General features: G+C 38.8%; 12 protein-coding genes and 8 tRNA genes. 1 reads left to right on the plus strand and 19 read right to left on the minus strand.

Going from position 1 to position 13,406, the window contains the following annotated elements:
- Window positions 1-175: 175 nt before the first annotated feature.
- From ACIQLB_RS22050 to acpS, 15 genes are all read right to left on the minus strand, one after another.
- A tRNA-Gly gene (locus tag ACIQLB_RS22050) sits at window positions 176-249 on the minus strand.
- Between the two features lie 24 nt (window positions 250-273).
- Window positions 274-350, minus strand: a tRNA-Arg gene (locus ACIQLB_RS22055).
- A 26-nt stretch (window positions 351-376) separates the two neighbouring features.
- Window positions 377-462, minus strand: a tRNA-Leu gene (locus ACIQLB_RS22060).
- A gap of 68 nt (window positions 463-530) precedes the next feature.
- A tRNA-Lys gene (locus ACIQLB_RS22065) sits at window positions 531-603 on the minus strand.
- A 15-nt stretch (window positions 604-618) separates the two neighbouring features.
- A tRNA-Gln gene (locus tag ACIQLB_RS22070) sits at window positions 619-693 on the minus strand.
- Window positions 694-698: 5 nt separating this feature from the next.
- Window positions 699-774 (minus strand) — tRNA-Asp (locus tag ACIQLB_RS22075).
- Window positions 775-810: 36 nt separating this feature from the next.
- Window positions 811-882: transfer RNA gene (locus tag ACIQLB_RS22080), tRNA-Glu, on the minus strand.
- A gap of 1 nt (window position 883) precedes the next feature.
- Window positions 884-960 (minus strand) — tRNA-Asn (locus ACIQLB_RS22085).
- Window positions 961-1,050: 90 nt separating this feature from the next.
- Window positions 1,051-1,512 (minus strand): SprT family protein, encoded by a 462-nt coding sequence (locus ACIQLB_RS22090; protein WP_400730726.1) that lies wholly within the window; start codon window positions 1,510-1,512, stop codon window positions 1,051-1,053.
- Window positions 1,513-1,628: 116 nt separating this feature from the next.
- Entirely contained in the window at window positions 1,629-3,803 is a 2,175-nt protein-coding gene (locus ACIQLB_RS22095) for a Tex family protein (protein WP_400730728.1), read from the minus strand.
- Window positions 3,804-3,963: 160 nt separating this feature from the next.
- The gene (locus ACIQLB_RS22100; protein ID WP_049663446.1) at window positions 3,964-4,314 is read right to left on the minus strand and encodes a type II toxin-antitoxin system PemK/MazF family toxin; all 351 of its coding nucleotides are present in this window, start codon (window positions 4,312-4,314) and stop codon (window positions 3,964-3,966) included.
- A gap of 4 nt (window positions 4,315-4,318) precedes the next feature.
- Window positions 4,319-4,606, minus strand: a complete 288-nt coding sequence (locus ACIQLB_RS22105) for a hypothetical protein (RefSeq protein WP_400730813.1) — start codon at window positions 4,604-4,606, stop codon at window positions 4,319-4,321.
- Window positions 4,607-4,895: 289 nt separating this feature from the next.
- Window positions 4,896-6,017, minus strand: a complete 1,122-nt coding sequence (gene alr / locus ACIQLB_RS22110; protein ID WP_400730730.1) for an alanine racemase — start codon at window positions 6,015-6,017, stop codon at window positions 4,896-4,898.
- 219 nt (window positions 6,018-6,236) lie between these two features.
- Complete coding sequence (locus tag ACIQLB_RS22115; RefSeq protein WP_400730732.1) at window positions 6,237-7,337, minus strand: LolA family protein; 1,101 nt, start codon at window positions 7,335-7,337, stop codon at window positions 6,237-6,239.
- Between the two features lie 602 nt (window positions 7,338-7,939).
- A complete protein-coding gene (gene acpS / locus ACIQLB_RS22120) occupies window positions 7,940-8,293 on the minus strand; it encodes a holo-ACP synthase (protein WP_400730733.1) in 354 nt (117 codons plus the stop codon).
- Between the two features lie 64 nt (window positions 8,294-8,357).
- Between acpS and ACIQLB_RS22125 the strand changes: the two genes are divergently transcribed.
- A complete protein-coding gene (locus ACIQLB_RS22125) occupies window positions 8,358-8,978 on the plus strand; it encodes a rhomboid family intramembrane serine protease (protein WP_400730735.1) in 621 nt (206 codons plus the stop codon).
- An 80-nt stretch (window positions 8,979-9,058) separates the two neighbouring features.
- On the opposite strand, the gene ACIQLB_RS22130 is transcribed toward ACIQLB_RS22125, so the two are convergent.
- The 4 genes from ACIQLB_RS22130 to cshA form a co-directional block, all read right to left on the minus strand.
- Window positions 9,059-9,634 carry a GNAT family N-acetyltransferase gene (locus ACIQLB_RS22130; protein ID WP_400730737.1) on the minus strand — a complete coding sequence of 192 codons (576 nt, stop codon included), beginning with the start codon at window positions 9,632-9,634 and terminating at the stop codon, window positions 9,059-9,061.
- Window positions 9,635-9,744: 110 nt separating this feature from the next.
- The gene (locus ACIQLB_RS22135) at window positions 9,745-11,211 is read right to left on the minus strand and encodes a PH domain-containing protein (protein ID WP_400730814.1); all 1,467 of its coding nucleotides are present in this window, start codon (window positions 11,209-11,211) and stop codon (window positions 9,745-9,747) included.
- The gene (locus ACIQLB_RS22140; protein WP_400730739.1) at window positions 11,204-11,683 is read right to left on the minus strand and encodes a PH domain-containing protein; all 480 of its coding nucleotides are present in this window, start codon (window positions 11,681-11,683) and stop codon (window positions 11,204-11,206) included. Before ACIQLB_RS22140 ends, ACIQLB_RS22135 begins: the two co-directional genes overlap by 8 nt.
- 123 nt (window positions 11,684-11,806) lie before the next feature.
- Entirely contained in the window at window positions 11,807-13,360 is a 1,554-nt protein-coding gene (cshA, locus tag ACIQLB_RS22145; protein WP_400730741.1) for a degradosome RNA helicase CshA, read from the minus strand.
- Window positions 13,361-13,406: the final 46 nt, after the last annotated feature.

Here is a 13,406-nt window from a genome sequence, read left to right on the forward strand (position 1 = left end):
TTTGATGTCCAAAATTTTGTTTCGTTCACCAACTCAAGGTTAGCTACTAAAAACTTTATTGATTACGTTTTGCTTGTTCAGTTTTCAAGGTTCATGTTGTTATCTTGTAGTGACAACTTTTAATATCATACGACATAAAAATTTGAATGTCAACAAGTTTTTTAAAAAGTATTTTTGGAGCGGGTGATGAGAATCGAACTCACGACATCAGCTTGGAAGGCTGAGGTTTTACCATTAAACTACACCCGCGAAACATATAATATTCATTTAAAATGGCGCGCCCGACAGGAGTCGAACCCATAACCTTCTGATCCGTAGTCAGACGCTCTATCCAATTGAGCTACGGGCGCATATTGTATATATTCATAAATTGACTTGGTGCGGCCGAGAGGACTTGAACCTCCACGGGGTTGCCCCCACTAGGCCCTCAACCTAGCGCGTCTGCCATTCCGCCACGACCGCATTCAATTAGGAACTTTCTTATTATACTATGATAATCTAGAAAATCAACCTTTTCTTCTTAAAAAAGATGAGCCATGAAGGACTCGAACCTTCGACCCTCTGATTAAAAGTCAGATGCTCTACCAACTGAGCTAATGGCTCATATTAAGAAATGAATGGCTGGGGTACTAGGATTCGAACCTAGGCATGACGGAATCAAAATCCGTTGCCTTACCGCTTGGCTATACCCCAATAAGTGGCGGTCCCGACCGGGATCGAACCGGCGATCTCCTGCGTGACAGGCAGGCATGTTAACCGCTACACCACGGGACCAATGTTACTATATTTTTATGAATTAAACTAATGAAATGACCCCTACGGGATTCGAACCCGTGTTACCGCCGTGAAAGGGCGGTGTCTTAACCACTTGACCAAGGGGCCATGGCTCCGAAGGCAGGACTCGAACCTGCGACAACCTGATTAACAGTCAGGTGCTACTACCAACTGAGCTACTTCGGAATAATTCATATGTTTTGTCGTCGTTATCTTGTCGACTTCTACTATTATAGGGACATCTTCAGTAAACGTCAACCTTTTTTATTATTTTTTTTATTCTACTAGTTTCAAACGTCCTAAACACTTGCTACAGCAATATTTCTCCACATTCATTCTAATTTTTCTTACATATAATTGTTGGCATTTTACACATGTATATGTATAAAGCCGATGTCGTTTTTTTTGAGATGTCTTAGGGGTTTGTAATAATGAGCAAAAACGAGGAGCATTCACTTTTACTAATAGCTCTCGAAAATCTTTGTCTCGATGCTGATACCCCTTGCCTTCCAAATGTAAATGATAATGACACAATTCGTGTCGAATGATCCCTTCAACTTCGCTAATACCATACAATTCATAAGCTTTTGGATTAACTTCAATATTGTGTGATTGTAAAAGATAACGCCCACCTGTCGAACGTAACCTTGAATTAAAATATGCTTGGTGCATAAATGGCTTCCGGAAACTTTCTAATGATATTCGACTAACAAGATTTTGTAGTTCCTCATTGTTCATAATCTATATCACCTCTAACAACAAGAATACCACACTGCGTAGTATAGACAGTGTGGTATAAATTTATCCCGCAAATCAGTGGGGATGAAGAAAACCCTCACTGATTAAAGTTTCACTTACGCTTCGATAGTTTGATCTTTAGGAGGTAGCATTGTTAATGAAATGCGCCCTTTATTGACATCTATTTGTTCTACCCAAACCGTCACAATGTCACCGAGAGCAACAACCTCTAATGGATGTTTAATACGTCTTTTTTGTAATTTGGAAATATGCACAAGCCCGTCCTGCTTCACTCCAATATCTACAAATGCTCCGAAATCAACTACGTTTCTCACTGTACCTTGCAATTCCATCCCAACTTGTAAATCTTCCATTTTTAATACATCTGTTTTCAGCAGAGGCTGAGGGAATGCATCACGTGGATCGCGACTTGGTTTCATTAATGTATCCACAATATCATGTATTGTGACAACTCCAATATCTAAAACTTCACTTAATTTTTCTACATCTAGTTTTGCAATGGCTTCCTCTGCCTTCTGTGACCCAAGCTCTTTTTTATCAATTTGTACTACCTCTAAAATACGCTCTGCTACATTATAGCTTTCAGGGTGAATGCCCGTAGCGTCAAATGCATTTTTAGCTCCTGGAACACGTAAGAAACCAATTGCTTGTTCATACGTTTTGGCACCAAGTCGTGGGATTTTCTTTAGTTGAGCACGTGTAGTAAATTGTCCACTTTCCTCACGCACCTTCACAATATTCTCCGCAACTGTTTTAGATAATCCAGAAACGTATTGCAGTAGCGAAGATGAGGCTGTATTAACATCAACACCAACTTGGTTAACAGCTGTCTCTACTATAAATGTTAAAGACTCAGTCAATTTCTTTTGAGAGACATCGTGCTGATACTGACCTACTCCAACTGCTTTTGGCTCAATTTTTACTAACTCCGACAACGGATCTTGCAAACGACGCGCTATAGAAATGGCACTACGCTGTTCTACCTGTAAATCAGGAAACTCTGTACGGGCAATTTCAGACGCTGAATACACAGATGCCCCTGCTTCATTGACAATAACATAGGCTGTATCAGTTTCAAGCTCATTCAATACATCTGCAATAAATTGCTCTGTTTCGCGTGAGGCAGTTCCATTACCAATAGCAATGATAGTAATTGGGTATTTTGCTAAGATCTTTTTCACAATTGCTTTTGATTTTGCTACATCTGGTTTCGGAGGATGTGGATAAACGGCTGTAACCTCTAGCATTTTTCCTGTTTCATCTACAACAGCTAACTTACAGCCTGTACGGTACGCCGGATCTACACCTAATACAAACTTCCCTTTCATCGGAGACTGTAATAAAAGATTACGTAAATTCTCAGAGAAAATGTGGATAGCCTGTGCCTCTGCCTTTTCTGTAAGTTCATTTCGTAACTCTCGTTCTATAGAAGGCTGAATTAGACGTTTGTACGAGTCCTCTATCGCTAACTTCACTTCGGCAATTGCTGGAGAGGATCCTGTAGCAGGAATCCATTCCTTCCACATAATCATCAGTACTCGATCTATTGGTACATGAATTGCTACTTTTAAGATTTCCTCTTTCTCACCACGATTTACAGCTAAAATACGGTGTGGGACTATACGATTTACAGGCTCTTCATATTCGTAATACATTTCGAAAACGTTTTTATCGTCTGCCTCTGCATTCTTTACACTTGTTACAAGAACACCATCTTTCCAGGAATACGTACGTATTTTTTCGCGAATTGCCGCGTCATCAGCAAAGCGCTCTGCCAAAATATCTCGAGCCCCAGCTAATGCCTCCTCTACATTAGCAACTTTCTCTTCGTCTATGAAAGCCATTGCTAATTGTTCTAAAGCATCACTACGATACTCTAATAGAAGATCCGCAAGAGGTTCTAATCCTTTTTCTTTCGCTATTGTCGCCTTTGTTCGGCGTTTTTGTTTATAAGGTCGATATAAATCCTCTACACGCTGTAACACAGTTGCTGCTTGAATAGCTTGTTCTAATTCAGGTGTTAGTTTATCTTGTTCCTGAATTAATCGTATAACCTCTTCTTTACGTTGTTCAAGCTGCTGTATGTAGTGATAACGATCCTCTACAGCTTTAATCTGTACCTCATCAAGGGACCCAGTAGCTTCTTTACGATAACGTGCAATGAATGGCACGGTGTTTCCTTCTTCTAATAATTTAATAACAGCCTCTGCTTGGCCTGGCTTAATAGCTACATCCTTTGCAAGGAGCTGTAACATTTGCTTTTGTTCCACATCATCACTACCTTTTTCTTTTCATTTTACCATTACACTTTACTAAAAATGCAAAAAAATAGTCTACTCTGAAAGAAGAGTAAACTATTTGATTAAATAATGAAGATAAAAAGGCATCGAGATGAAAATTCATCTCGATGCCCCTATACACATATGTATATCAAAATTTAACAAGCCCTAAACTAATCATCAATGCACCATCAACTTTCTCCATCAACGCATGGTCAAGTTGCGTAATACGATCTGTCAATCTTGACTTATCAATCGTCCGCACCTGCTCGAGCAGAATAACCGAGTCACGTTCAAAACCATACTTTTCAGCATTGATTTCGACGTGCGTCGGTAATTTTGCTTTTTGAATCTGTGCGGTAATAGCTGCAATGATGACAGTTGGACTAAATCGATTTCCAATATCATTTTGAATAATCAGCACCGGCCTAGTGCCCCCTTGCTCGGACCCAACTACCGGCGATAAATCTGCAAAAAAAACGTCACCACGTTTTACATTCAAAGTGTCATCCCCCGCTAACGAGACGCTCCACCGTATGTTGTGCTTCATACTCTGCGTGCAAGCATTCACTTGCAATACTCAGATTAATATGAGACATTTCAACATATCCTTTCATCATAGCTTCCCGTATTTGATTTGGTTGCTCCTGCATTAAAACTTTGCGCGACAAAATATGCGCAAAAGATTCACTTTCAATTACTTCCTTTGTTTGTAGAAATAGTCTATCCTGAACAGCAATTGTAGCTTCTCTTAACTTTTTCTCGTACACAGCAAGCACCTCCAACGGAACCATCCACTTTTTCATTACTACCCATTCTACCATTGAAAGATATCGTTGAAAAGACACGAAATGACAAAATATCTGACAATTTAAAGTCCAAGTTGTAAAAATATGTAGGTTGTCGAAGGAATATGCCGATTCATTCACCTTGTAATCTGTCACAAATTATGAATGACTCAGCTTCTCGGTAATCTCACCAAGTTGCTTTAGTATAGTATTCATTTTGTCCAAAAATGTTGCAGCTATTTAAGATAGCCTATACAAAATTCTTGAAGTAAAATCTTCTAGGTTGAATCTAATGTCAAATGTATAGTCTAGGAACTCTCGCTGTAATAATGCATGGTATTTCATAATTAATGGTTTCAAGCTTTGTTGCCCATTCATTCATTGAAATAACATTCTGTCCTTGACGACCAATGAGTGTTACTTTCTCACCTATAGCATATGCTTTTGGCAAGGCAACCATACATTGGTCCATACAAATTCGTCCAACAATCGGCATTCTTTGGCCATCAATAAGTACTTCTTGTCCCCCTAATTTGCGAATCACTCCATCAGCATAGCCTACTGGTACCGTTCCTATCCACATATCCGAAGTGGCCACAAAAGTAGCTCCATAGCCAACTGAATCACCTGCTTGTAACTGTTTCACATGAACAAGCTCACTCTCAAGCGAAAACGCTGGCTGTAACGGAAATGGTAAAATACCTTCTACATAAGAAGATGGTGATAATCCATACATCGAAATACCATATCTAACGGCATCAAATTGTAAATGTGCATCTTTTACTAAAGATGTAGCCGTGTTTGATGCATGAACAAGTCTAGGTTTTTCAGGCAATGCAGTTACACATCTCTCAAAAAGTTGTACCTGTCTATCGAAGTATGATGTATCCTCTTCATCCGCAGTCGCAAAATGTGTAAATATCCCATCAAGCTCCACATTCACTGTATTCTGTATAGTTTGATACAGATCCAATAATTCTTGTTCTGAACGAACGCCAATTCTGCCCATTCCGCTATCTACTTTTATATGTAGTCGTAAAGGATTTGTTTCATTAGCTATGAACGGAGCCGCTTGCTGTACCCATTCACTTGCATATGCCGTAAGGATTATGCGTTGTTTTGCAGCACATGGTACAAACGAAACTGGAGAGGCACCCAATATTAGTATGTCTGGCTCTTCAAAATGTGCTCGAATATGTAATGCTTCATCTGGCGTTGCCACGGCAAGCATTGTTGCCCCTGCCTCAAGTGCTGCTTTTGCAACGGCTACATCTCCATGACCGTATGCATTTGCCTTTACGACAGCAATAATTTGAACATTAGGTCGAAGTAGCTTTTTCAAATTATTTAGGTTTTGTTGAATTGCTTGTAAGTCTACAATTGCTTTGGTCGGTCTAAAATATTGCTGTGTCTTCATTAGAATACCCTCTTTATTATTTATTAAAACAATATGTATCGATTAAATTGCTTTTTCTTTACTGTTTTTACATAAGCTGTTCTATTTTAGACTAATTTTATACATAACTTTTATCATATATGACTTAACACTTTCAAAACAGTGTTAATTTTCATCAAAACTGCACTATTTTACTTAACAAGCTACAGCTTTCCATATAGAAAGCTGTAGCTAGAAAAACTATTTCATACTACCTATCGTCATAGAAGTGGCAACTTCCACCATTTCTTCACGAGTCAATTTACTAGAAGCTACAAAGAATTCGACGCCATCCTTTTCCCAGCTAATAGATGTATCGGTAATAGCACCAATCGTAAAGCCTAAATCTACCGGATCACCAGGTGACGATACTGGCAACATTGCAGTCTCTTTCGTAACTGGTTGTTGCATGACCGTAAATGGCTTATCACCGTCGAATGTTAAGATGACACGGTCCATTCCACCCTCTCGCATGACTTTCTCATCCACCATCTTCGTATTTTCCAATTTCACAACAGGGTAGTGTGTTTGGAACTCTTTATTTTCGGCTTCTGCACTTACTGCTTTTTTCCCTTCGTTTCCATTCGAATTATTGTTGCTCTCCTTACCGTCTTTGTTATCTTTTTTATCTTTTTCTGGTGGTGTAGCTTGTTCACCTTTTGTTTCATCTGATTCTGTAAATTGCTCAACCGCATACTCTTTAGCCGCATGTTGAACACCTAATTTTATATTTTTAAATGTGATACGAATTTGCTCTTCTTTTACATCATTCATAATTACTACGGAAGTTGGAAGCATTGTTTTCTTATCAACTGTTATAACTTGATGTGGCATACTATTTTTATAGCTATTTCTAGTAGCCGCTTCAAATATATATGCTTTGTCTTCCTCTTTCATGACTAAATTTTTATCTTGAGCTAAATCTTCTGCTAGTGCGCCTATTAAATAAGCTTGACTATTTTTCTTTGGCCAATCACTTTGGAATTTATACATTTTGTTTAATGTAGGTGTAACAACAAAAACTCCATCTGCATTTCGCACTATCATTTGTGAAACATCTTTCCCACTTTCTACTACCTCTACTCGATAGAAATCAGGTTTCGTATGCCAAACTGTTACATCATATTTTTTCGGATCTCCACCTGATTTAATCTCCATCGTAGCATTCAATTCATAACCATTTGCCTCTGCCCATTTCCCATTAACTTTCTTCAACACTTTTTCCTGTGAGTCTGTACCACATGCCGATAGAAGTAATATCGTACAAAGTAAGACGAGCCATTTAACTATACGGTTGCCCACGCTTTCACCCTTTCCTTCTTTCAAATCCACTACGACAATATATGAACCGTATTTGTCAGTTATGTCATTTGAACAAGGGCAATATATTTATCCTCACTCAGAAATTTATTTGCTTTTAACTTCTTTCAGCGGGTGTTTGGACAACCGCTGAAAGAAGTTAAGCCTCCGGCGGATGTCACGGAATCGGAAAGGAGTTCTATAAAGGATGTTAGCCTAAAATCATCGCATCCATGCAATAACGGCTAACTGACCTGCATCGGTAAAAACGCCACGTCCTGTGGGCATTACCGAAATGACCAACATCGTGTTGGCCCTCGGTAAAAACGCCACGTCCTGTGGGCATTACCGAAATGACCAACATCGTGTTGGCCCTCGGTAAAAACGCCACGTCCTGTGGCATTACCGAAATGACCGACATCGTGTCGGCCCTCGTGCAGGCCTAAGCACAAAGCCGATTCCAGACCCAATTATGCCGAGGCATAATTGATTAACTATCACCATAAAGTATGGTTGCTTTCCGTTCCGACTGGGCGCTTTCCTGTGGGGTGTCCAGTCGGAACGGAAAGCCATTTATATAAATGACTAACGTTTTAACAAATGTATTATTGTAATAATATTATTTGTGCCGCTGCGTATTGCTTAGAATGTGTTATACTTACAAATCCATTTACAAGCTCCCCTTTGAAATATAAAACAGGATTACCAGCTTCCCCTCTTAAAATTTCAACATCATGAAGCTTACATTCTTCACCAATACCAGTTCCTAATGCCTTTGAAAATGCTTCTTTTGCAGCAAATCGTCCGGCCAAAAATTCTATTCTACGAGTTTCTGAATGTGCATCGAACAAAACTCTTTCCCTTTCAGATAAAATGCGGTCTTTAAATTTATTTGTTCTCCCCATTGCTTTAGCAATACGGTCAATTTCTACAATATCGAGACCAATTCCTTTAATCATTTGAACTTCTCCTTTTCCTATTTCTAAAAAGCCATGTATAATAATTGTAAATTGAGGTGGAGTTATGTTTAGTAGAACAGAAAATTTTAAGCAATATACAAAGTATTATCCGATTGTTTCAACATTAATAGCGGTTAATTTATTTGTTTATGTACTAACTATTTTACCTGGAGTAGGAGAAAATGTATTGAATTACGGAGTTCAAGCGAACTTCCTTATACAAGCTGGTGAATGGTGGCGCGTTATTTCTGCAATGTTTTTACATGCTAACTTTTTACACGTTTTCTTTAATATGTTTTCTCTGTATTTATTCGGTCCAGAGCTTGAAAAAATTGCCGGCAAGGCACGTTTTATGACAATTTATTTAGTGTCTGGTATTGCAGGTAACATGGCAACCTATCTACTTTATGATAGTAGCTATACAAGCCTTGGTGCAAGTGGGGCTATTTTTGGAATATTCGGAGCTTTTGGAGCACTTGTCTACTATACACGTCGTACAATGCCAATGCTTCGTAAACTCATTTTGCCAATTATTGTTATCAGTGTTATTATGACTTTCCTACAGCCGAATGTTAATGTCTATGCTCACTTAGGTGGTTTAGTAGTAGGATTCCTTCTTGGACTCGTCTACTTACATCCAAAAAGAATTTTAAGCTGGCGTAAACAAAAGATGGCGGGTAAGTAATAGGTACAAAGAGGAGCTATCATCGCGGATTGCTCCTCTTTTTTTTATACTAGAGTGATATGCAATTCGCCAATTTTATTTCAAATTGCAACAGTATCCTCTTTCGCTGCCTTTATTTTTTTCCATTCAACTGCTGTCAAGCCATAGACAACTTGGTCTACATGATGATCATAAAGCCACTCCGCATCTCTTAAACGTCCTTCTTCATTAAAACCTAACACTTTTGGGATTGTGCGGCTTCGAATATTTCCTACCGCTACTCGCACTTCAATACGATTTAACTTTAGATAGCTAAAGGCATAATCAATAAATGCTTTCATAGAATTTGTGACTAACCCCTTACCAACAAATTCGTTCCCTAACCAATATCCGATACTTGTCCATTTATGCTGCCAATTCACTTGATGATAGCCAATCACTCCCGCAAGCTTCCCCTCATAACATATCCCCGCTTGTAGGCCATTATTATCCGCGTATTGTTGCATTGCATCTCTTACAAATCGCTCTGTATCCTCTACTGTTTTCACATCATCCACAAAAGGTAACCACTCTCGCAACGTATCTCTCGAACGATCCGTCAACGCGAATAATTCATCTACGTCACTTAAATCCAACAATTTTAAATACGTGTTCTTATTAATATCATACTTAAACAAAATTACCACCCCTTTTGTTTGATTTATTCTATTATAAACAGAATTTTTTCATATTTATAGATAAAAAGGATAATTTTTCTATCGATTGCAAGAAATCCAGATTTCTGCATTCAATGTTCATACCAAGATAATATTGTTTCAGCATCTTGCTGCTCTAAGCTTCGTACATTCCCTGTCATACCAGTCACGCCTGACATAACTGTCGCTTTTACAGTCATAACATTTTTTCTTTTTTGGAAATACGTTTGAGTAGTCCCAATAGATTGTATGCGTTTTTTCTCCATAAAAAATGTAATACGACTGAACACACGATATTGCATAGTTAGTTGCTTTCCATCGATCATATAACCAGCTGATTTATGTTGCCAAATACCAATTAATATTGTTAATGGAATTAATAATAACGAAAACAACCCATACGGATATAAGAAATAACTACATGCACCAATTATAGGTATGAGCCAAACAAAATCAATTCGGTAAAAAGATGGACGAGCTCGTTTTGGTGAATAGATAAATTCTGGTCGCCAATTTATATCTGGAAAAAGTTGCTTTAGCGTTTCCAAACAATCTTGCTTCTGAATAAGTGGGAACAGAGTAATTTTTTTATCATTTCCCTCTCCACCATTTCCTCCAGCACTCTCAACAACAACTGTTGCAAAGCCAAATAATTGACGCACTGGATTCTCTACAATACGAATCGCCTGAATTCTATTTAACGGTAAAGTAATTCGTTTTTTCTCAATTAGCCCTTTTGTAATAATCAGCTTTTCATCCTCAATTCGGACTGTATATTCATAATAATTGATCAGTGTAATAACAAATGACACAAACCATGCCACAATTAGGCTGAATATCACTGCTAGTGCAACTAAAAGCGCGCCAAATTTCGCAAAGTCTGCTAACTCATTAAAAATTTCCTCGTATGGGATGATATCTGAAAGCTGAGAGATAATTGCTGCTACCCCGGATAGAACGACCCCAATTCCACCTGAAGTTATGGCCAATATAAGTAAATCACGTATCGACATATGATAAATCATTGGAGCTGATACTTCCTCTATTAGTGACTGTTCATCATTCATCTGTTCATTTACTTGGCTTTTTGCACGACGCATTTCCAGCTCTATGACATCTGCCGCTACCTTACGTATCGCCGTTAACTCTACCTCAGGCTTTCTATCCTTACTTCCTGCAGTTTCAACCTGAACTTTTACTAAGCCAAATAGTCGATGGAAAATACCCTCATTGTAATTTAAGCTTTGAATACGTTCAAATGGGATATAACGTTTCTTTTTAACGAACAAGCCGTACTTTACACGCAATTCTCCATCTTCAAACCAATATACAAAGGTACGCCATTTAACAATGCCACTAACAAGTGCAAGTAAGGCCCCTACTCCCCATATACCGAATAAGAAAATCATCCGCCAAAAATTATCACTATGGAAATTAAAGGAGAAGTGAAATCCATTAGTTGCAATAATAATAATTAACGGGAAAATCATACTCTTTAATGCTTTTGCACTTGTAATAATAGCTGATATCGGGTGTAAACGATTAATTTCCTTAGACATCATCTTCCGCCACCCTTGCTAATTCCGAAATACGTGCACGAAGCCCATCAGCCTCGTTCATTACAAGTGCAGGAATTGTATGTACAGTTGCAGCTGTAGATATTGAAATATTACCTAAACCATATTTTTTTAATATTGGTCCTTGCGTCGTATCAACATGCTGCACGCGCACCATTGGAATAAGTGTACGTTTAACAACGAATAAACCATGTTGCACCTCAATCTCATTGTCACGCACCTCATAGCGCCAGCGTTCCCATCTTACCTTTGGAAATAGATAAACAGATAGGATAGCACTAAGTGTGACTACAGCAACTGCAATGAAATAAATATATGATGGCCATTCATAATAATAAGTGCCGTAGCATATTAAAGTCGCGACAATCAAAAGGAATAACGTTTGCAATACACCATATAAACGCCACACCGTTAACCCTTTTCTGGAAATTTTGTGAATTGGTTCTGTTCTCAAAATCGATCCCTCTCTTTCATTATCTAAGTATACGTAACCATTTATCTTTTTGTTTCATTTGTATACAAAAAAACCTTACAGCCGCTTAGACTGTAAGGTTTAATCATTTTGATGAAGATAAAGTTAGTCTTCGTGACGACGTGGTGCGCGTGAACGACCTTGTCCACCCTCACGGCGACCTCCGTCACGGCGTCCGCCATCTCGACGATTTCCGCCACTTCCGCCACTTCCGCCACGACGATCTCCGCTTCCTCCACGACGATCTCCGCCACGTCCGCCTTCTCGACGTCCGTTAAAGCTACGGTTACCGCCACGTCCACGATCTCCACCACGACTGTTAGAACGCTCACGACGCATTGGTAATGGTCGTTCTTCAGTAATTGTTACTGGCGAGTCATCTGGCTCTTTTGTTAATGAACGAAGTGCAGCAGCTACAACATCGATTGCATCATGGTTTTCAAGTAATTCTGTCGCAAGTGTACGATAATCACCTAAATCGTTGTTCGCAATAAGACCTTCTAGTGTCTCCACAGATAGGCGTTGTTGACCCACTAAAGCTTCGTCCGATGTCGGTGGTTGAAGTGGTGTCATACGTTTTTTCGTTGTTTCTTCTACAATACGTAAGTAACCCATTTCGCGTGGCGTTACAAACGTTACCGCAAGACCTGATTTACCTGCACGGCCTGTACGACCAATACGGTGAACATAAGACTCAGGATCTTGAGGAATATCGAAGTTATAAACATGTGTTACACCAGAAATATCAAGCCCACGAGCAGCTACATCTGTTGCCACAAGAATATCAATTTTATTTTCTTTAAATTGACGTAATACAGAAATACGTTTCGCTTGGCTTAAATCACCGTGAATCCCTTCAGCAAGGTAACCACGAATTGATAACGCTTGTGCAAGCTCATCCACGCGGCGTTTTGTACGTCCAAAGATGATTGCAAGTTCTGGTTGGTGAACGTTTAATAAACGAGATAAAACGTCGAATTTTTCACGCTCAGCAGCCTTCACAAAGTATTGATCGATGTTATCAACTGTTAATTCCTTCGCTTTAATTTTTACAATTTCTGGTTCACGCATAAATGTCTCAGCAATTTTACGGATTGCTGGTGGCATTGTTGCTGAGAACAATAATGTTTGACGTTCAGCAGGCACGTTTTCTAAGATCGAATTAATATCATCGATAAAGCCCATGTTTAACATTTCATCAGCTTCATCAAGTACTAATGTTTGAACATCTTCTAATTTTAAAGTACGACGATTAATATGGTCAATGATACGACCAGGTGTACCAACGATAATTTGAGGTTTATTTTTCAGTGCACGGATTTGACGGCCGATTTCTTGACCACCGTATACTGATAACAATTTTACACGTTTATCATAACCAATTTTATATAGCTCTTCTGAAACTTGAATCGCTAATTCACGAGTTGGCGCAATTACCAACGCTTGGATATTTGGATTTTTTGGATCGATTTTTTCGATAAGTGGAATCCCGAAAGCGGCAGTTTTACCAGTACCTGTTTGCGCTTGACCTAATACATCACGACCTTCAATAGCAAAACGAATAGTACCTTCTTGGATTGGTGTTGCTTCTTCAAATCCCATACGCTTTACAGAGCGTAATGTAGATTCGCTAATATTTAATTCTGAAAAATTTGTCAAACTTCTCAATCTCCTTTTTTTCCTTTTAAGTTGACAAATGGTTACA

It is taken from the genome of Lysinibacillus sp. NPDC092081 (genome assembly GCF_044755845.1).
In the GTDB taxonomy this organism is placed as follows: domain Bacteria; phylum Bacillota; class Bacilli; order Bacillales_A; family Planococcaceae; genus Lysinibacillus.

What these genes read in the sequence shown, in the direction of transcription:
- ACIQLB_RS22090 (WP_400730726.1), bottom strand. Translation starts at nt 1,512, where the DNA reads ATGAACAATGAGGAACTACAAAATCTTGTTAGTCGAATATCATTAGAA.
- ACIQLB_RS22105 (WP_400730813.1), bottom strand. Translation starts at nt 4,606, where the DNA reads ATGGTTCCGTTGGAGGTGCTTGCTGTGTACGAGAAAAAGTTAAGAGAA.
- alr (WP_400730730.1), bottom strand. Translation starts at nt 6,017, where the DNA reads ATGAAGACACAGCAATATTTTAGACCGACCAAAGCAATTGTAGACTTA.
- acpS (WP_400730733.1), bottom strand. Translation starts at nt 8,293, where the DNA reads ATGATTAAAGGAATTGGTCTCGATATTGTAGAAATTGACCGTATTGCT.
- ACIQLB_RS22125 (WP_400730735.1), top strand. Translation starts at nt 8,358, where the DNA reads ATGTTTAGTAGAACAGAAAATTTTAAGCAATATACAAAGTATTATCCG.
- ACIQLB_RS22135 (WP_400730814.1), bottom strand. Translation starts at nt 11,211, where the DNA reads ATGTCTAAGGAAATTAATCGTTTACACCCGATATCAGCTATTATTACA.